Genomic DNA, 22,602 nt, shown 5'->3' on the forward strand with positions numbered 1-22,602 from the left:
CTAAACCCCAGTCATTCCACGGGAAAAACTATGAAACGCATTCTTCTGTTCATTCTTACCAACGTTCTGGTGGTCACGGTGCTGGGCATTGTGGCCAGCCTGCTGGGGGTGAACCGGTACCTGACGGCCAACGGTTTGAACCTCGGCGCGCTGCTGGGTTTCGCGCTGGTGATGGGTTTTGGCGGCGCCATCATTTCGCTGCTGATGAGCAAGCCCATGGCCAAATGGAGCTCGGGCGTGCGCGTGATCGAACAGCCGCAGAACGCCGACGAGGCCTGGATTGTGGACACCGTGCGCCGCCTGGCCGACAAGGCCCAGATCGGCATGCCCGAGGTGGGTATTTTTGAAGGCGACCCAAACGCCTTCGCTACCGGCGCGTTCAAGAACTCGGCCCTGGTGGCCGTCTCTACCGGCCTGCTGCAAAACATGACGCACGAAGAAATCGAAGCCGTGCTGGGCCACGAGATCGCCCACGTGGCGAATGGCGACATGGTCACCATGACGCTGATCCAGGGCGTGATGAACACCTTTGTGGTGTTCCTGAGCCGCGTCATCGGCTACGCGGTGGACAGTTTCCTGCGCAAGGGTGACGACCGCAACAGCGGCCCCGGCATTGGCTACTACATCAGCACCATCGTACTGGACATCGTGCTGGGCTTTGCCGCCTCCATGGTGGTGGCCTGGTTCTCGCGCCACCGCGAATTCCGCGCCGACGCCGGTGCCGCCCAGCTGATGGGCCGCCGCCAGCCCATGATCAACGCCCTGGCGCGCCTGGGCGGCCTGCACACCGCCGAGCTGCCCAAGAGCGTGGCCGCCTTCGGCATTGCCGGCAGCATAGGCCAGCTGTTCTCCACCCATCCGCCGATTGAGGCCCGCATCGCCGCTCTGCAAAACGCACAAACATGACAGCTCTGCGTTTCCAGTGGGCGCGCATGGACGACTTGCGCGCCCGCGACTTCCACGCCGCCAAGCTGTTGCGCGACACGGTGTTCGTGGTGGAGCAGAACTGCGTCTACCAGGACACCGATACCTACGACCTGCAATGCTGGCATCTGCTGGCCTGGGCGGGTGACGACCTAGCGGCCTATCTGCGCGTGACCGACCCCGGCAGCAAATACCCCGAGCCCTCGCTAGGCCGGGTGCTTACTGCGCCGGACTTCCGTGGCCAGGGCTTGGGGCAAGAGTTGCTGACGGAGGCCTTGCAGCGCTGCGACCAGACCTGGCCCGGCCTGGCGAACCGCATCAGCGCCCAGCAGTACCTGCTGAAGTTTTACCAAAGTTTTGGTTTTGCACCGATGGGCGAGATGTACCTGGAAGACGACATTCCGCACATCGAAATGCTGCGCCCCGGGTGAGTGGCTCACCCCCAGGCTACAGCGCAAGCGCTTTTCGCCAACCCCCTTGCAGGGGGCAACACCAGCAGCCTGGCGGAGCCAGTTCTGCGGTGTTTTTGGAAGGCTTGTTCACCAAACTGTGTGGGGGCGGAGTCGCTGCTGGTCTAATTGCATGTCAAATTTGATAGCTACTGGCGCAGGTGTTACCTGCGCCATCGCCTTATTTCTTATAAATCGGTCTGTTCAGTCAGCAGCCGCACCCGCACGCTCTTGCCCTTGATCTTGCCGGCGTTCAGCTTGCGCTCGGCTTCATGGGCGATGCGGCGGTCTACCGCCACGTAAGTGGAGTATTCGTTCACATTGATCTTGCCGATCTGCTCGCGGGTGTAGCCAGCGTCACCGGTCAGTGCGCCCAGCACGTCGCCGGCGCGGATCTTTTCCTTGCGGCCGCCGGTGATCTGCAGCGTCATCATCGGTGGGCGCAGCGGTTCTTTGCTGGTGGGCGTCAGCTCGTCCAGCTTGTGCCATTCGGACTCGCGGTCCTGCAGCACTTCGATTTTGCCGACGAAGCCCATCTCGTTCATCGACGCCAGGTTCAGCGCCAGGCCTTCCGCTCCCGCGCGGCCGGTGCGGCCGATGCGGTGGATGTGCACCTCGGAGTCGGGCGTTACGTCCACGTTGATCACGGCGGCCAGGTCGGCAATGTCCAGCCCGCGTGCGGCCACGTCGGTGGCCACCAGCACGCTGCAGCTGCGGTTGGCAAACTGCACCAGCACCTGGTCGCGCTCACGTTGCTCCAGCTCGCCGTACAGCGCCAGTGCGCTGAAGCCTTCGGCCTGCAGCGCGTCCACCAGTTCGCGGCAGCGGGCCTTGGTGTTGCAGAAGGCCAGTGCGCTCTCGGGGCGGAAGTGGTTCAGCAGCTTGCCCACCGTGGCCAGGCGCTCAGACTTGTCCACCTGGTACCAGCGCTGCGAGATTTTGGTGGTGGCGTGCTGCGCCTGCACGGTGATGCTCTTGGGCGTGCGCATGAACTGCTGGCTTAGTTTCTCGATGCCCTCGGGGTAGGTGGCCGAGAACAGCAGGGTCTGGCGCTCTTTCGGGCACTGCTTGATGACGGTCACCATGTCTTCAAAGAAGCCCATGTCCAGCATGCGGTCGGCCTCGTCCAGCACCAGGGTGTTCAGGGCCGACAGGTCCAGGTTGCCGCGCTCCAGGTGGTCCATGATGCGGCCTGGCGTACCCACCACGATGTGGGCGCCATGCTCCAGGCTGGCGTTCTGGCCGCGCAGGGCCACGCCGCCACACAGGGTAACGACCTTGATGTTTTCCTCGGCGCGCGCCAGGCGGCGGATTTCGGTGGTTACCTGGTCGGCCAGCTCGCGCGTGGGGCACAGCACCATGCTTTGGATGGCGAAGCGGCGTGGGTTCAGGTTGGCCAGCAGGGCCAGGGCGAAGGCGGCGGTCTTGCCGCTGCCGGTCATGGCTTGGGCGATCAAGTCCTGCCCCAGCAGCGCCAAAGGCAGGCTGGCGGCCTGGATGGGCGTCATCTGTAAATAGCCCAGTTGCTCCAGGTTGGCCAGCATGGCCGGTGCCAGGGGCAGGCTGCTGAAATCGGACGAGGAGGTGCCAGAGATGGCGGGCGTGTGCGGTGTAGTCATGCCCCGATTATCGTTGGGGGCTGCAGGTCCGCCTGTCGCGGCCTTGCGCGGACGTCTGCTGGGGCGGCTTGGGGTATGCTCGTAATACTTATTTGGGCGTCGCCAAAATTCGTCCACAATGAGGTCCTCCCTCCGCCGTAAACCCTATGGATTTGCAATACCAACTCAAAGGTGGCAGCTACTACCTGTACGACATGTCCACGCCTCCCAGCGCGGTCACGGGTGAGCGCCGCTTTCGGTTGAAGACGGACACGGTGGCCATTGCCTTTGACGCCAGCACCGGCGAGCTGCACCAGCATGGCGACCCTACGCGCATCCAGTCCTGGGCCATGGGCGCACGCCGGCGGCTGCGGGCGGCGGGGGCGCAAGACAGCGCCAACGACATCGTGGTGGTGTCCGGCCCGCTGCCGGTGGACGAGCTGAACAAATGCCTGGGCATACAGGGCTACTGCCGCTGGATGCTCAAGCGCCTGGCTACCTTGCCGCACGGTAAGTTCAACACCAAACCCTTCAAATCCGCCAGCAAGGCCAGCTCTACGGTTTAGCCACCCGGGTGTGGCTCTCGTTCGCCCTGAGGTGTCGAAGGGCCTGCTAATGGAGCCCTTCGACCTCAGCCCGAACGGGAGGTGGGTGAATCCTCGTCAGTTCTAAAAATCCACCAGGCTCAGCCCCACGCTCAGCACAGTCCGGCGGCGGTTGTAGTCGATCAGGCTGTCGCCGTAGCCGCTGAACAGCTGGGTATGGAAGCGCAGGTCGCTCTTGTGGCTGTCGCTGCCGCCCAGGGCTTGCAGCCATTCCAGCCGCACCGAACCGCGCGCGTCTTGCCGCATGGAGTGGCGCAGCGTTACGCCAAAGGTGCTGTCTTTGCTGGCGTGCCACAGGGCGCTGAGCTCGCCCCGGCCGATGTAGTCGCTGATGCCGGGGTTGTCGTCGCTGCCATTGCTCTCGTTGATGCGCTGCCAGATACGGCCTTGCACATTCCACTGGCCGGCTTTTTCCAGCCCGGCCATCAGGTAGACGCGGTTCCAGCTGCGCGACAGCGGCAGGCTTTGGCCGTTGGATTGGTGCACCAGACCCATGCCGCTGTAGCGCAGCTTCCAGTCTCCGGGCAGCGCCAGGGTGGTGGGGTAGACGTAGACCAGCTCGGGCTCGTGGTCGGTGCTGCGGAAGGGGCGCGACAGGTCGGCGCTGAACAGCTGCCAGTACGACTGCTGGGTGTAGCCAAACCACAGCGAGTCGCGCAGGCTGGGTTCGCCCTGGGTGAGCAGGCCCTGGGCCACCTTGGTCCGCACCGACAGCTGGATGCGCGTCTCGGTGCGCTTGTAGTCGATGGCAGTGGTGGCGGTGTGGCCGGCGGCGGGCGAACTAGGCAGTTCGTTCACGCTGTCGCTGCCGATCACCGACAGGCTGATGGGCCGGTAGCCGCGGATGCCGAAGGTGCCGCAGTCGCTGCCGGCCTCCAGCTCCCAGAAGCGTGAGAACTCCGAATAGCGCTTGTCCTCGCAGCCCTTGTCGGCGGCGATAGCCAAGGCCACAGCCACGGGCTGTGGAGGCACCGCCGGCAAGGCGGCGGTGGATGTGGCCAGGGCCGGAGCGGGTGGTGCTACTGCCGCAGTCTGTTGCTCTGCCAGTTCGTCATAGCAGGCCAGCCGTGCATCTTTGTCGTTGATCAGGCGGGCGCAAGACAACCACGGTGCGGACGGCACTGGTCCAGACGCGGTTGCGCTCGCAGGTGCCACGTTGGTGGTTGAGGCAATATTGGATACGGTGTTGGCTGGCTGGGCCTGCGCGGCGGCGGTCCCAGTGGCCAGCGCCAGCCCGGCGCAGATGCTTGCCAGCGGTTTCATTCCCAGCCGCTTGATTTGCGCAGCACGAAGGCGAGCGGGGTGGCGTTGTCCTGCAGTGTGTTGGTCCATAGTCCGGTAATTTCTTTTCCGCACGAGCCTTCGCTCACCTGGCCTGTCCAGGTGGCGCTGATGCGCGTGCCGTCGTCTGACTCTTCGAGGTTGAAGTTGCCCTGCTCGATCTCGCCCGCCACCTGGGCCTGCTTGCCCGCGCGGTGGATGCTGCCGACCAGGCTGTCGGGTTGCTCGGGGTCTTTTTCCAGGCGCAGGCTGGCTGGGCCGGGCTGGCCGTCTATCTGCACTTGCCACTGGCCGTAGAGCTGCAGCGGCGCCAGGTCGCGCGGCGCTGGGCAGGCGGTGGGCGCTGGATTTATAAGATTTTGGCCGCTAGCGCAGGTAATACCTGCGCAGACAGCTATCAAAAGCAGAGCGTTGCGGGGCTTCATGGTTCTTGTGCCGCGCGGGCAGCGGCGCTGTCTTGCGACTTCTTGGCGAATTCGGCGCGCAGTGCGCGCAGCTTTTCGCGCGGGTCTTCCTTGGCGGTGTTCGCGTCCAGCGCCATTTCCTTGATGAAGCGGCTGGGCTGGGCGGCCACCATTTCGCGGCCCTTTTTCTTGCGGCGGGTCCAGCTGACGGCCAGGCTACGCTGGGCGCGGGTAATGCCCACGTACATCAGGCGGCGCTCTTCCTGCAGCTTCTGCGTGATGTCGTCGCTCACCACCTGCTGGCGGCCTTCGTCGTCGTCCAGCTTGAAGGGCAGCATGCCCTCTGTCACGCCGGCCATGATCACGTGCGGCCACTCCAGCCCCTTGGAGGCGTGCAGGGTGGACAGGGTGACCACGTCGGCCTCTTTCTCGCGCTGGCTGATGGTGGACAGCAGGGCGATGGTCTGCGCCACCTCCAGCAGGCTCTTGGTCTCGCGCACGGTCGTTGTGCCCGAATCCTCGTCAGTCTGGCCGCCGGCACGGGCCGCCATCCAGTCGCAGAACTCCAGCACATTGGTCCAGCGCGCGGCGGCGGCTTTTTCGCTGTCTTCGTTGTCGTACAGATGCTGCTCGTACTCGATGTCCTTCAGCCACTGCAGCATGAAGGCCAGCGAGTCTTCGGCGCCTATGGTGCGCCGCGCCTGGTATTCCAGGTCGTTCACGTAGCGGCCAAACTCGTGCAGACCTTCCAGCCCGCGCGCCGGCACCACGGCGCCCAGCGAGGAGGCAAAGAGCGACTCGAACAAACTCAGCTTGTACTGCGTGGCGAACTCGCCCAGCTTGGCCAGTGTGGTGTGGCCTATGCCGCGCTTGGGCGTGGTGATGCAGCGCAGAAAGGCTGGGTCGTCGTCGTTGTTGATCCACAGGCGGAACCAGGCGCACAGGTCCTTGATTTCAGCCCTGTCAAAGAAGCCTGTGCCGCCCGATACCTTGTACGGAATGCCGGCCTTGCGCAGCGCTTTTTCAAACGGCTTGGCCTGGTGGTTGGCGCGGTACAGGATGGCGAAGTGCTTGAAGTCCTGGAACTGCGGCCCCTGCGTCACTACCGTGCCTGCACGCAGGCTCTGGATGCGGGCCACGGCGCGCTCGGCCTCGTGCTCTTCGTTGTCTGCGTCTATCACCCGCACCGGCTCGCCCTCGCCCAGCTCGCTGAACAGGGTCTTGGGGAACAGCTTGGGGTTGGGGCCAATCACGTTGTTGGCCGCGCGCAGGATGGCGCTGGTGGAGCGGTAGTTTTGCTCCAGCTTGATCACCTTGAGCTGCGGGAAGTCGATCGGCAGCTTGCGCAAATTGTCCAGCGTGGCGCCGCGCCAGCCGTAAATGGACTGGTCGTCATCGCCCACGGCGGTGAAGTGCGCTTTTTCACCCACCAGGTACTTCAGTACCTCGTACTGGGTGGCGTTGGTGTCCTGGTATTCGTCCACCAGCACATGGCCCAGCACGGTCTGCCATTTGGCGCGCACCTCTTCATGGTCTCGCAGCAGGCGCAGCGGCAGGCTGATCAGGTCGTCAAAGTCCACGCTTTGGTAGGCCGTCAGGCGCTCTTCGTACAGCGCCATCACGCGGGCGGTGATGGCCTCGTTGTCGTCCGCTGCCTGGGCTGCTGCTGCTTCAGCGTTCAAGCCCATGTTCTTCCACTTGCTGATGGTCCACTGCCAGGTGCGGGCGGTGGCCACGTCGGTGCTGCCGCCGGCGTCTTTCAGGATGCTGGTCACATCGTCGGCGTCCAGGATGCTGAACTGAGGCTTCAGGCCCACGCGGAATCCGTCCTCGCGCACCATGCGCACGCCCAGGGCGTGGAAGGTACAGATCACCACGTCCTTCGCCTCGCGGCCAATCAGCGCCTTGGCCCGCTCGCGCATTTCCATCGCCGCCTTGTTGGTAAAGGTGATGGCGGCAATCTTCTTGGGCGCCATGCCGGACTGGATCAGCCGGCCGATCTTGTGCGTGATGACCCGCGTTTTGCCCGAGCCCGCGCCCGCCAGCACCAGGCAAGGCCCGTGCATGTAGTTCACTGCCTCCTGCTGGGCAGGGTTCATTCCGGCGGACATGGTGTGGGGGGATGCTTTAGACAAAGCGTTGGATCATACAGAGCCACCGTGTCTGGCTGGAAATCCGGGGTTATTTCTTATGGTGAAATAAGCGGTTGGCGCAGGTAATGCCTGCGCGGGAAGCTATCAATTAAATAGCGTTAACGTGGTTTGGCAAAGCCACCATCGGCCCAGGCTACGGCGCTGCTGCGGTTCAGCTTGAAGCTGGGCGCCACGCGCACCTCGGCCAGGGTGTCTCCGCCATCGTCTTCGGCGCGCAGGGTGGCGCTGGGGTTGTCTTCGTCGGGCGTAATGTCCAGGTAGACGGTGACGCGGCCTGCGTTGGCCGTGACGGTGATGCTCTGGTGCAGACTGGCGTGCAGCTGTTGCTCGTGCCGGCGCACGAACTCGTTGGCCGTCTTCACCAGGGTGCTGAAGGCGCTGCTGTCCAGCGGTTTGGGGTTCTTTTTGTCGCGCCCCATGGTCCAGGGGCCTACCAGGGCCGGTTCGGGCTCGCCGTCTTTCAGCATGGCCACGGCCCAGCCGTCGTCGTCTTCGTTCTTGATGACCTGGGCGGTCCAGCCGTCGCCGGTCCAAAGGCGGGGTTCTTGTATCTTGGTGGGGGCTTCGTCGTGCGGGGTGTCGTTAGGCATGGGAAATTTTAAACGGCCGGTTTTTGCGCCCCCGGCTGCCAGGCCAGGCCCAGCAGCGCCACACCGCAAAAGCCCGCTCCCGCATAAAACGTGGACGCCGCGCCCCAGCCGTCCCACAGCAGACCTGCCAACCCGCTGGCCACCAGCATGGCCAGGCCGCTGACCAGGTTGAACAGGCCATAGGCCGTACCGCGCAGCGTGGCCGGCGCGGTGTCGGCCACCATGGTGGCCAGCAGGCCCTGGGTGATGCCCATGTGCACGCCCCACAGCGCCACGCCGGCCAGCACCACGCCCCAGTGGCTGCTGTGCGCCAGCACCAGGTCGGCGGCCACCAGCACCAGCAGGCCGATAGCCAGCAGCTGCCTGTGCCCCATGCGGTCCGACAGCTTGCCAAACGGGTAGGCCGACGCGGCGTACACCAGGTTCATCGCCACCATCACCAGCGGCACCAGGGCCACAGGCATGCCGCCTTGCTGGGCGCGCAGCACCAGGAAGGCCTCGCTGAAGCGCGCCAGCGTGAACACCGCGCCTATGCCCACCACCCACCAGTAGGCCGGGCTCAGGTGGCGCAGGTTCTCGCGGCTGATGGGGTTGTTGCGCTTGGCGCCGGGCTGGGGCGCGGGCTCCTGCAGGCCAAAGAACAGCAGGGCCACAGCCAGCAGGCCGGGCACTACCGCCACCCAGAACACGGCGCGGAAATCGTTGGCCCACAGCAGCATCAGCCCCACGGCCAGCAGCGGCCCGATGAAGGCGCCCACCGTGTCCAGCGACTGGCGCAGGCCAAACGCCGCGCCGCGCAAATGGGGCGGCGTGATGTCGGCCACCAGCGCGTCGCGTGGCGCACCGCGTATGCCCTTGCCCACCCGGTCCAGCAGGCGCGCCGTCAGCACCAGGCCCATGCCAGGGGCGATGGCAAACAGCGGCTTGGTCAGCGCGCCCAGGCCGTAGCCCAGCAGCGCCAGGCCCTTGCGTTTGCCCAGGTAGTCGCTCAGCGTGCCAGAGAACACTTTGACGATCAGCGCGGTGGACTCGGCCAGCCCCTCGATGATGCCCACCGTCAGCGCGCTGGTGCCCAGCACCGTCACCATGAACAGCGGCAGCAGGCTGTGCACCATCTCCGAAGAAATATCCATCAGCATGCTGACAAAGCCCAGCACCCAAATGCCGCGCGGTATCTGGCCCAGCGTGCTGGGGGCGTGTGGTGCGGCCATGGGCTCAGCCCACCCGCTGGGCTTGCGTGGCGGCGCGGCGCAGGTCGCGCGCCATGCCGGTGGCCAGGGCCAGGCGGCGCATCAGCCAGGGTGTCAGGTCGTCTTGCTGCAGCGGGTCGGGCCGGGGCTGGAAGGGGCGCTCTATCAGCGCTTCAGGGCTTTCTTCGTCCATGTCGGCGCTGCCCACGCCACCACCCGCTTCGCCGTCCAGTCCGGTCATGATCGTGTCGGGTGCGTCCTTGGGCGGGGCGGCTAGTGCATCGGTGATCTGCTGCGCGGCCTTTTGCAGGGCTGGCCCGGCCACCGCCATGTCCAGCTGGGGACGGCGTAGCAGCAGCAGGGATTTGATGGCCGTCAGCTGCGCCAGCAGCCGGTAGCTGCGGGCCTGCACCGCCTCCAGCGGCGCTAGCGGCGGGCGCACTTGGCTGGGCTCGGCCAGGCTGCGCTGGGTGGCCATCGTCAGGGCCGACAGGCTGTCATATGCCTCGCGCCGCGCCAGCCGCCAGGGCAGGTCTGACGCCTGTGCCGGCTCGCTAAGCGCCAGGGCCAGCTTGGCGTGCTGGCTTTGCGCCTGCATGCTGCGCCGTACCAGGCCGGGCAGCTGGTTTCGCTCCCAGGCCGGCAGCACGTAGCTGAAGATCCAGGCCAGCGCCGCGCCCAGCAGCGTGTCGCCCACGCGCTCGACCACGGCAAAGCTGGGCGCCACGCCCACCAGCAGCATGTGCGCCTGCAACAGCCCGGCCAGCGTGGCAAAAATAGTGGTGTACAGGTAGCGCCGCAGCGCAAACGCATGGGCCAGCCCCATGGACAGCGCGGTAATGGCCAGCAGGGTGCGCGCGCCGGGGTGCGTGGCCAGCACCCCCATCACCATCAGGCAGCCGAGCACCGTGCCCGCCACCCGCGCATCGCGCCGCTGCAGCGTCTGCGCCAGGTTGCCGCGCATCACCACCACGATGGTGGTCAATATCCAGTACTTGTGCGCCGCCCAGGGCAGGTGTTGCGACACCAGGTAGCCTGCACCCACCGCTAGCGTGGCGCGCAGCGCATAGCGCAGCGTGGGGGCGCGCCAGGTCAGTTGGCCTAGCAGTGGCGCCCAGGCCCAGCGCGTGGGGCTCACAAACAGCTGCCATTGCGTGCGCACCGCCGCTAGTTCGGGCGGCACGTCGCCGCGCGCCAGGGCGGCTATGCGCACCGCCTCGTCGTTGATGTGGCTGATGCGGTCGGCCATGCTGTGCAGCAGGGCCACGGCGCGCCGCTCGGCCGGCAGCACGGCCTCGTCCATGAAGCTGTGGCGCGGCGGCAGCGACTGGATCAGGTCGCCACGCAGCGGGGCGATGGGCGCCAGCGCCTGCAAGCGCTTGCCCAGCAGCAGCGACAGGCTCAGCTGCTCCAGCTGCAGTGCGGTGGTGTTCAGCACCTGCTGCAGCGCGGGCAGGCGCACGGCGCTGCTCTCTACCAGCAGCAGCATGTCCAGGTCCAGGTCGCAGGCCAGCTGGTGGTCACGCGCCTCCAGCAGGCCCAGCAGCACCGCCGCCATGCGCATGCGCGCCGGGTTGGTGGGCGACTCCAGCACCACGTCGCGTGTGTTTTGCAGGTGTTCGGCAAAAGTGGCTTGCTGCTCCAGCATTTTGGCCAGCAGCGCCTGCGGGTCGGCGCTGGGCGAGAAGCGCTGCGCCTGGGTGCGCAGAATCTGCGCAAAGCTGTGCATGCACTCGGCCAGCAGCTGTACGCGGTAGCGCCGGTTCAGCCAGTGCGTGGTGCATACACCCCACACCAGGTACAGCCCCGCACCCAGCGCAAACCAGCCGCCGTGCACCGCTATCTGGTCCAGCTCGCCCACGGGCGGCGCGGCCATGGAAAACAGCATCGAGAACAGCAGCGAAAACGTCAGCGGCCCGCCGCGCTTGCCCCAGGCCATCACCATCACCGCCAGGAACGTGCCCGCCACCAGCACCACGCCCAGCAGCAGCACGTCTTCGCGTACTAGCTGCACCAGCATGAACAGCGGCGTGCCCAGCAGCGGCGCCGGCAACATCTGCATGATCTTGCGCCGGCGCGGCGCGGGTACGTCCGGCAGACTGGTAATAAGCACCCCCACCGCCGCGCTGGACGCCCCCGCCAGACCCGCCGCCTCAAAGATCAGCAACATGATGGCGATCAGCCCCAGCGTCACGCTCAGTCCATTGGCCACGTAGTGGCTCAGCGCCACGCGCAGGAAGTTTTCGCCTCGGGAGAGGAGGCGGGTGGAGAGGTTGGGGTCTATCTGGCGGGATACAGGGGGCATGCTGGTCAATTTAGCAGACTCAAGCTGACGCAGGTTTATACTTGCACTGGTTTTTGTACAAGTTTGAGGGGGCTTTCATGCGCATCATTACCTATTCGGAAGCCCGCAGCTCGCTGAAATCGGTGCTGGATGCTGTGAGCGACGACGCTGATGTCACGATCATCAGCCGCCGAGACGGTGCGGACGCCGTGGTCATGTCGCTGGACCATTACCAAAGCATCATGGAAACCATGCATTTGCTGTCCACCCCCGCGAATGCCGCCCATTTGGCGAAGTCCATCGCCCAGCACAAGGCCGGCAAGGCTGTGCGCCGGGAACTGGCCAAAGGCTAAACCGGTGGCGCGCTCCATTCGCTTCACCCCGGCGGCGTGGGTCGACTACACCTATTGGCAGGGCCAAGACAAGAAAACCCTGAAGCGTATCAACACCCTGATCGAAGCCACGGTGTGCGAGCCCTTCGCCGGTATCGGCAAGCCAGAGCCGCTGCTGGGCAACTTGGCCGGCTATTGGTGCCGGCGTATCGATGAAACCCATCGGCTGGTGTATGCCGTGGACGATGCCGATCTGGATGTGGTGGCTTGCCGGGGGCATTACGACTATTGAGGCTGCGCACACGCGGCAGACCTGAGCTGATTAAGTATGGGCCTCTGAAACTGGGGCTGGCCATGTGATGTGTCCCTTGGCTGGGCGGTGTACGGGCTGGCCAAATTTCTATATTTGGAAGACGGCATCCTCGGCGTTCGGGGCTTGTACGGACACATAAAACAAAGTTGCAGTTGGAAACAAAGGGACTATGTGGTGCTGCTGTGCGCCGGCTGGAAGGCATGGACCCGTGGGGCAGAGCGATTGGCCAACGCATGCCGCAGCAAGACGTGCGCAAAAAGGGCGATAAATGCAAGTTCGGCGCCCACGGAATCCGGGTCATGATCGAGAAGGTCAGCAATGGCCTGGAGCCATTAGACCGAATGACAAACCCGCTGCGTGTGGGTTTTCTTTTGTACGCATGGCAGGAGGAGCTGCGCGGTGCAAAAAACCGTACCGCCGACCACTTGGTGGCAACATGGAGCAGCAATGAAAAAGCCTGCTATGTATTAGATAGCAGGCTTTTTGGTATCCATAAGGATTGTTTGGTGGCCTGGGACGGAATCGAACCGCCGACACAAGGATTTTCAATCCTCTGCTCTACCGACTGAGCTACCGGGCCAAGACCACTATTATATACCAAATTTAAGTGCGTTTTCCACGGCTAAGATCTATTCCTAGTTGCTTTAGTTTCCGATACAGATGTGTGCGCTCTAAACCGGTTTGTTCGGCTACGCGTGTCATGGATCCACCTTCTTGGGCGAGGTGGAATTCAAAGTAGGCTTTCTCGAAGCCATCTCGTGCTTCGCGCAATGGCTTGTCCAGGTTGAACGTCTGTTGAGCATGTGGGCTTCCGTCAGCGTTATGTAGTGTTTGCAAGCCGATGCTGGCAAGTTCGCTGGGTAATTCGGAGGCTGCGGCTTTGAGCTCGACGGGGTGGGTTGGCGTTGGGGCAGCTGGCTTGCGTGTGGCGTTGCGTGTCAGGCCAAGTTCTACGGCTTTGAGCAGCTTCTGGAGTGTGATGGGCTTTTCCAGGAAAGAATAAGCGCCTATGCGGGTCGCTTCTACGGCGGTGTCGATGGTGGCGTGCCCGCTCATCATGATGACGGGCATGGTGAGTGTGCCGGTAGCCGCCCATTCTTTCAGGAGGGAGACGCCGTCCGTATCGGGCATCCAGATGTCCAGCAAGACCAAATCATGGCGCGTGCGTAGGTGTGCAGCTCGGGCCTCGGCGGCATTCTCTGCAAGTTCGACGTTGTGGCCTTCATCGTTGAGGATTTCGAAGAGGAGATCGCGTATGCCGAGTTCATCGTCGACGACCAAAATGTTTGCCATGGTTGAGAGCGCGTTCCCGAATGAAAATAAAACGTTGCAGCGCGTGTTAGGCAGCTGCTTTGTTGTGTATGGAGAATGATAACGATACTTGCGCCCCAACCACCATACCATCTGCGATGCGGTTGGAGAGGTCTATACGGGCGCCGTGTTCATCGGCGATTTTCTTGACGACAGCGAGTCCAAGTCCGGTGCCTCGGCTCTTAGTGGTCACGTAGGGCTCAAAAGCGCGCTTCAAGATATTTTCTGGAAAACCGGAGCCGTGGTCGTTCACCGTCAGGCGCACGCGTTGTACGCTGGGAATCCATTGTGTGCGCAAAAGAACTTGCTGCGTTTGGCCGGATGCGGCCTTGGCTTCGGAGGCATCTTGCGCATTCTGTAGCAGATTGTGGATGACCTGGCGCAGCTGTTCTGCATCGCCCAGAATCGGAGGGCATAGATCGTCGAGTTCGGCGGAGATTTGCACTGCAGATGCATCGTACAACTGCAGCACGTCCTGTACGAGGTGGTTCAGGTCGAGTGGCTTGAGATCCGCACTAGGTAGCCGGGCATAGTCTCGGAATTCATTGACCAGGCGTTTCATGGCTTCGACCTGGTCCACAATGGTTTTGACGGATTTGGTGAGCAAGGCTTGTTCCGGGTCGGCCACCTTGCCAGTGAGCTTCATCTCCAGCCGTTCCGCAGACAGCTGAATGGGCGTCAGCGGGTTCTTGATTTCGTGCGCCAGTCGGCGTGCGACTTCGCCCCAGGCCTGGGCACGTTGGGCCGATACCATCTCGGAGACATCATCAAATACCAGCAACCGGTTGCTGCCAGGTAGTTCAGCACCTCGCGCTATTAAAACAATAGCATCTTGTGCAAATGGTGACTGCGTGCCGTTCAGTTCAAACGACTGCTGCCAATGGTCCAGCCCGTGGTGTGCTTGCTCGCTGGCGAAGGCGGAAAATTGCTCTTGTACGCGCTGCGCGAAATGTTCCAGCCCCGTTACTTCGGCGAGTGGCTTGCCCTCGTACGCAGCCAGCGGTACGCGCAGGATGCGGGTGGCACCTGGGTTGCTGGATTCGATGACATTCTGCTGACTCAGCACGATCACACCGGCAGTCAGGTTGTCCAAAATGGTTTGCAGATTGGCCCGCGCGGCGCTGACCTGGGCCATGCTGTGGTCCACCGCCGAACGTGCGTCCGCAAGTTGCTGTGTCATGTCGGCGAAGGAGCGCGTCAATCCACCGAGCTCATCCTTACCCTGTAGTACCGACTTGGGCGTCAGATCCCCGGCAGCCACCTGCCGCACACCTTCCGCAAGCAGCAGTAGTGGACGCGCTAGCTGGTTGCCCAGCACCACGGCCAGCAGAACCGCGCCGAAGACGGCCAAAAACAGGCTCAGTGTTAGCGTGCCGATGTACATGCGTTTGAGCCCGTTACGGGCCAGGGCGCGCTCCTGGTACTCGCGGTTGGCGGCTTGCACCGCCAGAGCGTTGTCCACCAGTTGCTGGGGCAGGGTTTGGGTGAGCTGCAGGTAACGTGGCTCTGCCAGCAGCCCCACGCCCGGGCTGGCCACGACCGCCAATGCCTTGATTTGTGCTGGCGTGCCCGGTGTAAGCCCGGTTTCGTCCAGGCCCTCGATAGAAGCAACAGCCTTCTGGCTGCGCACATTGCGCAGTTGTTGGCTGCTGGGGTGCTCCGGATTCAGTAGAAAGCGAGATTGGCCGGCGCTGGCAATCGGCTGTCCACTGGCATTCCACAGCACCACGTCATTTACGCTGAGCTGGTCGCGCATGCGCTCCAGTGTCAGGCCAGCGGCGGCATCCGGGGTATCCGAGAGCTGCCGGCTGGCGCTACGGGCCTTGTCGGCCAGGTCATTGGCCAATACATCCAGGGTCGTTCTACCCAGGTTCACGCCGGCGTCCAGCGCGCCTTCCACCTTGACGTCAAACCAGCTCTCGATGGAGCGGGACACGAATTGGTAGGACACCACATAGATCAGCAAGCCTGGCATCAGGCCGACCAGCGCAAAAATAGTGGCTAGTTTGACCAGCAAGCGGCTGCCGAACTTGCCTTTGCGTAGCCGCGTCAACAGGCGCACAGCCATCCACACAATCACCGAGAGCAAGGTGGCCGCCACCACGACGTTGACAGCAAAAAGGCGGGTGTAATTGCGTTCGAATAAAGCCCGATTGCTGGTGGATTGGGTCAGCAGCAGCAGCAGAATCAACCCTACCGCCATAGCCACCACGACGCCGACCACCACCGCCCAGCGTAGTGCGCGGGTGCTGCTTTGCGCACTACGTGCGGATGGCTGCTTCATTTGCCGCCTTCTTGTCCTAGGCGGATATTGCGGCTGCCGGAGAGGCTCCAGTCGGCCTGGCCCAAGGTGCTGATCTGGAACGGTCGGGGGAGCTGTGATACATCCAGGCGGAAGCTGAAGTCCAGGTGGGTCTTGCCATCGAACTCGACATCGGTTGCGTCGGCAATTTTCCAATGGGAAAAGCGCTGTATGTAGGTGAGTGCGTCAGACAGGGATTCGAAGTTCTGGCTCAGCGTCACGCCCAGCCCGCTATTGCCTATGGGGGTCGGAGAAACGTTCAGGCGCCAGCGCCGTGTCAGCGGCAGATAGGCCAGACGCATATGGCGCGCCTCCGAGGCCTGCTTGCGGTCGTACCAGTACCAGCGGTCACGCAGAACTTCCACCTCGGCCACAAAGAACATGGGGATGCCTTTGTGCAAGGCATCTTCTACCAGGCTGGGCAGCTCGAACTTCAGGTTGGCGGAGAAAAACACGCCGCCGTCTTCGCGCTCTACCTGCATCTGGTTGATTTCCACAATGGTGTTTTCGGCCCAGACATGGGTCTGCAGGCACAGCACAACATAGGCGCACAAGCGCAGCAGGACCCGGCTAAGCCGCACGCTTTTCCAGTAACGCGTAAAAGAATCCATCGTTATCACACAGAACATTGTCGGCTAGGGTATCCGCCGAAGTCGTAGTGTGGGGGATTAAGTGCCCGGGTGAGGGTTGTAAAAGCGCGTCGGTGTGGCGCGCAAGGAACGTTTCCACCTGGTCGCGCCCTTCCGCATGGAACAGCGAGCAGGTGCAGTAGAGCAGGCGTCCACCGGGGCGTACCAGAGGCCAAAGCTGTTGCAGCAGGCTGGCCTGTATGGCGGCCAATTGGGCAATATCGGTCTCGCGGCGCAGCCAGCGCACATCCGGATGGCGGCGCACGATGCCGGACGCAGTGCAGGGCGCATCCAGCAAGATGGCATCGAACAACTGGCCGTCCCACCAGCTGGCGGGTTGGTTGGCATCGGCCGCCCGCACCGTGGCGTTCAAGCCCTGGCGCTGCAGATTCTGGCCAATGCGTTCGCAGCGAAGCGGGTCGATGTCCAGGGCGGTGACGTCTGCGTTGGCCAACTCCAGCAGGTGGGCGGTCTTGCCACCCGGGGCGGCACAGGCGTCCAGAATGCGCAAGGGCTGGCTCAGGTCCCAGCCCTGCAACAGCAAGGGCGCGGCTAGTTGTGCGGCGGCATCTTGTACCGAGACGGCGCCTTCGGCAAAGCCCGGGATCTGCTGGACCGGCATGGGGTTGGCCAGGAGTACGCCAGAAGCGCCGACCGGGGTTGCTGCAATATTCATAGCTGCCAGCACAGATATTACCTGCGCTGGAGTCGATTTTCTTGCATTAACCCGCAGGCTCATGGGGGCGTGCGTATTATTGGCTTGCAAGATGTTTTGCCACTGCTGTGGCTGCTCTTGCTTGAGCCGCTGAATCCACCAACGGGGGTGGTTCCACAATGCCACCGGGTCGCGGTTGGTAGCCGCCACCAGCGCCTCTCGCTCCCGTAAAAAGCGGCGCAGGCAGGCGTTGATGAAGCTGGCCTGCGCCTTGGCTTTGCCACGTAGTGCAGCCTCCACCGTTTGGTCCACCAGCGTGAAGATTTCATAGGGCGCTTCGCCGTCAAGCCAAACCAGAGCCAAGGCTGTGCACAGCAGCGCGTCTGCCGGCGCCGGTGGTGCGCGGCGCGCCAGCTGCAAACGCAGGGCTTCGGCGCGGCCCAGGTTGCGCAGGGTATGGAACACGATAGCCTGCACCCCGGGGCGCAGGAGGCCATTGACGGCCGCCAAAGAGGGCGTGGCCGACGCCCCGCCACGGATGGCAAGCAAGACGTCCGCTGCAGCTTGCAGTTGGCGCCAAAGAGGAATCGGCGCGGCATTGTGCGGCGCCATTTTTTGACCCTGCGCGGGGGATTCGGTCATAGGTGAAAGTATCTCGGGTGGCAGAGTTTCAAAATGCTTGGGCCATGCGAAAGCCAAACAGCCAAGCCAATAGCCGGGCCGGAAATTGCGCAATGGCGGCGTTATAGCTGTGTACGGCCTCGCTGAAGGCAATGCGCGCGTGCTGTACCTGCTGTTCTGCATCTTGCCATTGCAAGAGCAGGCTAGCGGGGAGGGGGGCGCCGTCCTGGCTGCGTCCGTCTGCGCAGACCCGTAGCCAGGCGTTTTGCACCACTTCATCGGCTGCAGTCAAGGCGCGGATGGCCGGTGCCTGCAAGGGGCGATCGCGCGCCATTGCCAGGGTGGCAGTGAGTTGCTGGAGCGCACCGAGCAGCCCCGCCCATCCTTGGTCGGATGCCTTCTCAACCGAGGGGCTGTCCGAAGGGGTATCTAAGGTTTGAGCGGCTGCAATGATCTCAGCATAGCGCGGCAACTGCAGTGCGATGGCCGCAAAAGTACGAGACGCCTGCGAGCGCAGCCGAACCAGCCGGTTGTAGGCGCCTACAGACCAAAATAGCAAGGTGGCTAATAGACACCACCAGATGATGGTTGAAGAGGTCAACGGCAGAGCTTCCAGTACAAAGCGGGGAGAAGGATGTCACGTAAGCCAGGCCCCATAAAAAAACACCCCAAGCCCCGTTGAGGGCTTGAGGTGCTTGGCTTAAGGCCGTCGGCTTTCGTTACTCTCCGACGTGGCCTTCGCTGACTTCCACGCTGGCAGTTTCATCTTGCGTTCCTGCAAGCTCAGCCGCTTCGGCTTCGGCGATGGCACGGCGCTCGGCGTCGTCCATCAGGTCCTTGGCCACACGTGCCTGGTGGTAAGCCATGCCGGTACCTGCGGGGATCAGGCGGCCGACGATCACGTTTTCCTTCAGACCACGCAGCTCGTCGCGCTTGCCCATGATGGCGGCTTCGGTCAGCACGCGCGTGGTTTCCTGGAAGGACGCGGCGCTGATGAAGCTGTCGGTGGACAGCGATGCCTTGGTAATACCCAGCAGCAGGTTGGTGAATACAGCAGGGATCTTGCCTTCGGCGCGTAGTGCGTCGTTGGTGTCGAGCATTTCACTGCGTTCCACTTGTTCGCCGTTGATGTAACCAGAGTCACCTGCGTTCTCTACCACCACGCGGCGCAGCATCTGACGCACGATCACTTCAATGTGCTTGTCATTGATCTTCACGCCTTGCAAGCGGTACACGTCCTGGACTTCGTCCACGATGTAGCGGGCCAGCTCTTCCATGCCCAGCAAGCGCAGAATGTCTTGCGGGTCGGCTGGGCCGTCCACAATGTTTTCGCCCTTGTTGACCACTTGGCCTTCGTGCACCAGGATGCTCTTTTCCTTGGGGATCAGTTCGTCCCAGACCTTGCCTTCTGGATCGGTGATCTGCAGGCGAACCTTGCCCTTGGTTTCCTTGCCGAACGACACGGTTCCGGTCATTTCGGCCAGCATGCCCTTGTCCTTCGGTGTACGGGCTTCGAACAATTCGGCCACACGTGGCAAACCGCCGGTAATGTCGCGGGTCTTTTGACCTTCGATCGGGATCCGTGCCAGCACTTCGCCGCGGCCCACTTCCTGGCCGTCGCGCACCTGGATCAGCGCGCCGACGGGGAAGCCGATGGTCACTGAGTGGTCTGTACCGGTGATCTTCACTTCGTTACCCGACGCGTCGATCAGCTTGACCTGCGGACGCACAACCTTGGCAGCGCCACGGCGCTTCGGATCGATAACCACCAGAGTTGCCAAACCGGTCACTTCGTCCACTTGGCGGGCGACCGTCAGACCTTCTTCCACATTCTCGAATTTGCTGGTACCAGCGAACTCGGTAATGATGGGGCGGGTCAGCGGATCCCAGTTGGCCAGAATGGTGCCGGCCTTGACAGCCTGGTCCACCTTGACCGACAGAATAGCGCCGTAAGGCACTTTGTGGCGTTCGCGTTCACGGCCATGCTCGGTGATGATGATTTCACCGGAGCGGGCAATCACGACCAACTCGTTCTTGCTGTTGGTCACGTAACGCATTGTGGCGTTGAAGCCGATCGTGCCGTTGGACTTTGCTTCCACGCTGGAGGCGATGGCCGCACGGGATGCCGCACCGCCGATGTGGAAGGTACGCATGGTCAGCTGGGTACCAGGTTCGCCGATGGATTGCGCAGCAATCACACCCACGGCCTCGCCACCATTGATCAGACCACCACGACCCAGATCGCGGCCGTAGCACTTGGCGCAGATACCAAAGCGGGTAGCGCAGGTCAGCGCCGTGCGCACCTTGACTTCGTCCACACCAGCGGTTTCCAGGATGTCGAGCATGTCCTCGTCCATCATGGCGCCGGCGCTAGCCAGAACCGAGCGGTCTTCTGGGTGCAGCACATCTTCTGCGGCGGTACGACCCAGGATGCGGTCGCGCAGCGATTCGATGACTTCACCGCCTTCGACGATGGCGCGCATCAGGTAGCCGTTGGCCGTACCGCAGTCATTCTCGGTCACGACCAAGTCCTGCGTCACATCCACCAGACGACGGGTCAGGTAACCCGAGTTGGCGGTCTTCAAAGCCGTATCCGCGAGACCCTTACGGGCACCGTGGGTGGAAATGAAGTACTCCAACACGTTCAGACCTTCGCGGAAGTTCGCGGTAATCGGCGTTTCAATGATGGAGCCGTCCGGCTTGGCCATCAGACCCCGCATACCGGCCACCTGGCGAATCTGGGCTGCAGAACCGCGGGCGCCAGAGTCGGCCATCATGTAGATGGAGTTGAAGGACTCTTGTTCGACTTCCTTGCCGTCACGGTCAATGGTCTTCTCTTTGGAGAGCTGGGCCATCATGACCTTGGAGACTTCGTCACCGGCCTTGCCCCAAATGTCCACCACCTTGTTGTAGCGCTCGCCAGCCGTCACCAGACCAGACACATACTGGTTGGCAATCTCTTTGACTTCCTTTTCAGCGCGGGCAATGATGCCGTGCTTTTCTTGCGGCACCAGCATGTCGTCGATGCAGATCGAGATACCGGCCTTGGTTGCCAGACGGAAACCGTTTTGCAACAGCTTGTCGGCAAAGACTACGGTCTCTTTCAATCCGCACTTGCGGAACGACACGTTGATCAGCTTGGAGATTTCCTTCTTCTTCAACGCCTTGTTGATGTTGGAGAAAGGCAGGCCCTTGGGCAGGATCTCGGACAGCAGCGCACGGCCGGCGGTGGTTTCCCACAGCTTGGTCGATGGCACAAACTCGCCGGTGGCCTTGTCCTTGGTGTACTCGGTCAGGCGGACGTTGATGCGGGCCGTCAGTTCGACCTGGCCTGCGTCAAATGCGCGCTGCACTTCACCGGTATCGGAGAAGATCAGACCTTCGCCCTTGCCATTTACGCGGTCACGGGTCGTGTAGTACAGACCCAGCACCACGTCCTGGCTTGGCACGATCGATGGTTCACCGTTGGCAGGGAACAAGATGTTGTTCGAGGCCAGCATCAGCGTGCGGGCTTCCATCTGCGCTTCTACCGACAAGGGTACGTGGACAGCCATTTGGTCACCGTCAAAGTCGGCGTTGAATGCCGAGCAGACGAGTGGGTGCAACTGGATGGCTTTGCCTTCGATCAGGATAGGCTCAAAAGCCTGGATGCCCAAACGGTGCAGCGTAGGCGCACGGTTCAGCATGATGGGGTGCTCTTTGATCACCTCTTCCAGAATGTCCCACACCACGGGCGTGCCAGATTCCACTTCCTTCTTGGCCGCCTTGATGGTGGTCGCAATGCCCATGGCTTCCAGGCGCGAGAAGATGAACGGCTTGAACAGTTCCAGAGCCATCAGCTTAGGCAGGCCGCACTGGTGTAGCTTGAGGGTTGGGCCCACCACAATGACCGAACGGCCAGAGTAGTCGACGCGCTTGCCCAGCAAGTTCTGACGGAAACGACCGCTCTTGCCCTTGATCATGTCGGCCAGGGACTTCAGTGCACGCTTGTTGGCGCCGGTCATGGCCTTGCCGCGGCGACCGTTGTCCAACAGCGAATCGACAGCTTCTTGCAGCATGCGCTTTTCGTTGCGGGCAATGATTTCCGGAGCCTTCAGTTCCAGCAGACGGCGCAGACGGCTGTTGCGGTTGATGACGCGACGGTACAGATCGTTCAAATCGGAGGTCGCGAAACGGCCGCCGTCCAGGGGCACCAATGGACGCAGGTCTGGTGGCAGCACGGGCAGCACATTCAGCACCATCCATTCAGGCTTGATGCCTGACTTCTTGAATGCTTCTAGCAGCTTGAGGCGCTTGGCGTTCTTCTTGATCTTGACTTCGGAACCGGTCAGGTCGTTGCGCAGGCGCTCGATGGACGAATCGATTTCGATCGCTTCCAGCAAGTCCTTGATGCCCTCCGCACCCATCTTGGCCACGAATTCGTCGCCGTATTCCTTCGTCTTCGCATCGAAGTCGTCTTCCGACATGATCGCGAATTTCTTCAGCGGGGTCATGCCAGGGTCGGTGACTACATATGCTTCAAAGTACAGCACGCGTTCAATGTCGCGCAGCGTCATGTCCAGCACCAGGCCCAGACGCGATGGCAGCGACTTCAGGAACCAGATGTGGGCGCAAGGTGCGGCCAGATCGATGTGGCCCATACGCTCGCGGCGAACCTTGGTCTGTGTAACTTCAACGCCGCATTTTTCGCAGATAACACCGCGGTGCTTGAGGCGCTTGTACTTGCCGCACAGGCATTCGTAGTCCTTGATAGGGCCAAAAATCTTGGCGCAGAACAGACCATCACGCTCCGGCTTGAATGTACGGTAGTTGATGGTCTCAGGTTTTTTGACCTCACCGAAAGACCACGAACGGATCTTTTCGGGCGAAGCCATACCGATCCGAATGGCATCGAAATGCGAATCGGGGGTGAACTGCTTGAACAGGTCGAGTAATGATTTCATGTGTTAAATCCTTTTCTT

The 22,602-nt window shown here is 62.5% G+C and carries 18 protein-coding genes and 1 tRNA gene; 5 read left to right on the plus strand and 14 right to left on the minus strand.

Annotated features, from left to right (window positions below):
* Positions 1-30: 30 nt before the first annotated feature.
* Both htpX and AC4BBN_RS11625 read left to right on the plus strand, forming a co-directional pair.
* On the plus strand, positions 31-906 hold the full coding sequence (gene htpX, locus AC4BBN_RS11620) for a protease HtpX (protein WP_490592143.1): 876 nt from the start codon (positions 31-33) through the stop codon (positions 904-906).
* Positions 903-1,355: a GNAT family N-acetyltransferase gene (locus AC4BBN_RS11625; RefSeq protein ID WP_490592144.1), complete on the plus strand. Its 453-nt coding sequence runs from the start codon at positions 903-905 to the stop codon at positions 1,353-1,355. Before htpX ends, AC4BBN_RS11625 begins: the two co-directional genes overlap by 4 nt.
* A gap of 206 nt (positions 1,356-1,561) precedes the next feature.
* Here AC4BBN_RS11625 and dbpA read toward each other — a convergent pair whose 3' ends face one another.
* Entirely contained in the window at positions 1,562-2,992 is a 1,431-nt protein-coding gene (gene dbpA / locus AC4BBN_RS11630) for an ATP-dependent RNA helicase DbpA (RefSeq protein ID WP_490592145.1), read from the minus strand.
* 146 nt (positions 2,993-3,138) lie between these two features.
* Here dbpA and AC4BBN_RS11635 point away from each other — a divergent pair, with 146 nt between their 5' ends.
* The gene (locus AC4BBN_RS11635) at positions 3,139-3,537 is read left to right on the plus strand and encodes a hypothetical protein (protein WP_490592146.1); all 399 of its coding nucleotides are present in this window, start codon (positions 3,139-3,141) and stop codon (positions 3,535-3,537) included.
* Positions 3,538-3,639: 102 nt separating this feature from the next.
* Here AC4BBN_RS11635 and AC4BBN_RS11640 read toward each other — a convergent pair whose 3' ends face one another.
* The 6 genes from AC4BBN_RS11640 to AC4BBN_RS11665 all read right to left on the minus strand — a co-directional run bounded on the left by AC4BBN_RS11640 (position 3,640) and on the right by AC4BBN_RS11665 (position 11,499).
* On the minus strand, positions 3,640-4,839 hold the full coding sequence (locus tag AC4BBN_RS11640) for a phospholipase A (protein ID WP_490592147.1): 1,200 nt from the start codon (positions 4,837-4,839) through the stop codon (positions 3,640-3,642).
* On the minus strand, positions 4,836-5,282 hold the full coding sequence (locus tag AC4BBN_RS11645) for a hypothetical protein (RefSeq protein ID WP_490592148.1): 447 nt from the start codon (positions 5,280-5,282) through the stop codon (positions 4,836-4,838). The genes AC4BBN_RS11640 and AC4BBN_RS11645 overlap by 4 nt, the downstream gene beginning before the upstream one ends.
* Complete coding sequence (locus AC4BBN_RS11650) at positions 5,279-7,372, minus strand: ATP-dependent helicase (protein WP_490592149.1); 2,094 nt, start codon at positions 7,370-7,372, stop codon at positions 5,279-5,281. The genes AC4BBN_RS11645 and AC4BBN_RS11650 overlap by 4 nt, the downstream gene beginning before the upstream one ends.
* 140 nt (positions 7,373-7,512) lie before the next feature.
* Positions 7,513-8,004, minus strand: coding sequence for a hypothetical protein (locus tag AC4BBN_RS11655; protein WP_490592150.1), 492 nt, complete (start codon positions 8,002-8,004; stop codon positions 7,513-7,515).
* 8 nt (positions 8,005-8,012) lie between these two features.
* The gene (locus AC4BBN_RS11660; RefSeq protein WP_490592151.1) at positions 8,013-9,215 is read right to left on the minus strand and encodes an MFS transporter; all 1,203 of its coding nucleotides are present in this window, start codon (positions 9,213-9,215) and stop codon (positions 8,013-8,015) included.
* Between the two features lie 4 nt (positions 9,216-9,219).
* Entirely contained in the window at positions 9,220-11,499 is a 2,280-nt protein-coding gene (locus tag AC4BBN_RS11665; protein WP_490592152.1) for an FUSC family protein, read from the minus strand.
* 77 nt (positions 11,500-11,576) lie between these two features.
* On the opposite strand from AC4BBN_RS11665, the gene AC4BBN_RS11670 reads away from it, so the two are divergent.
* The gene (locus tag AC4BBN_RS11670) at positions 11,577-11,831 is read left to right on the plus strand and encodes a type II toxin-antitoxin system Phd/YefM family antitoxin (RefSeq protein WP_490592153.1); all 255 of its coding nucleotides are present in this window, start codon (positions 11,577-11,579) and stop codon (positions 11,829-11,831) included.
* Between the two features lie 4 nt (positions 11,832-11,835).
* Positions 11,836-12,102, plus strand: coding sequence for a Txe/YoeB family addiction module toxin (locus AC4BBN_RS11675; protein ID WP_490592154.1), 267 nt, complete (start codon positions 11,836-11,838; stop codon positions 12,100-12,102).
* A gap of 525 nt (positions 12,103-12,627) precedes the next feature.
* Here the strand turns inward: AC4BBN_RS11675 and AC4BBN_RS11680 are convergent.
* The 7 genes from AC4BBN_RS11680 to rpoC form a co-directional block, all read right to left on the minus strand.
* Positions 12,628-12,703: transfer RNA gene (locus AC4BBN_RS11680), tRNA-Phe, on the minus strand.
* Between the two features lie 23 nt (positions 12,704-12,726).
* Positions 12,727-13,416, minus strand: coding sequence for a response regulator (locus AC4BBN_RS11685; RefSeq protein ID WP_490592155.1), 690 nt, complete (start codon positions 13,414-13,416; stop codon positions 12,727-12,729).
* A 46-nt stretch (positions 13,417-13,462) separates the two neighbouring features.
* The gene (locus tag AC4BBN_RS11690; RefSeq protein WP_490592156.1) at positions 13,463-15,718 is read right to left on the minus strand and encodes a sensor histidine kinase; all 2,256 of its coding nucleotides are present in this window, start codon (positions 15,716-15,718) and stop codon (positions 13,463-13,465) included.
* The gene (locus tag AC4BBN_RS11695; protein WP_490592157.1) at positions 15,715-16,347 is read right to left on the minus strand and encodes a DUF4390 domain-containing protein; all 633 of its coding nucleotides are present in this window, start codon (positions 16,345-16,347) and stop codon (positions 15,715-15,717) included. Before AC4BBN_RS11695 ends, AC4BBN_RS11690 begins: the two co-directional genes overlap by 4 nt.
* On the minus strand, positions 16,307-17,662 hold the full coding sequence (gene rsmB, locus AC4BBN_RS11700; protein ID WP_490592158.1) for a 16S rRNA (cytosine(967)-C(5))-methyltransferase RsmB: 1,356 nt from the start codon (positions 17,660-17,662) through the stop codon (positions 16,307-16,309). The genes AC4BBN_RS11695 and rsmB overlap by 41 nt, the downstream gene beginning before the upstream one ends.
* Before the next feature lie 28 nt (positions 17,663-17,690).
* Positions 17,691-18,242 (minus strand): LemA family protein, encoded by a 552-nt coding sequence (locus tag AC4BBN_RS11705; protein WP_490592159.1) that lies wholly within the window; start codon positions 18,240-18,242, stop codon positions 17,691-17,693.
* 118 nt (positions 18,243-18,360) lie between these two features.
* Positions 18,361-22,584, minus strand: a complete 4,224-nt coding sequence (gene rpoC / locus AC4BBN_RS11710) for a DNA-directed RNA polymerase subunit beta' (RefSeq protein WP_490592160.1) — start codon at positions 22,582-22,584, stop codon at positions 18,361-18,363.
* Between the last annotated feature and the right edge of the window lie 18 nt (positions 22,585-22,602).

The sequence above is a fragment of the Rhodoferax sp. SPJ21 genome, assembly GCF_058216335.1.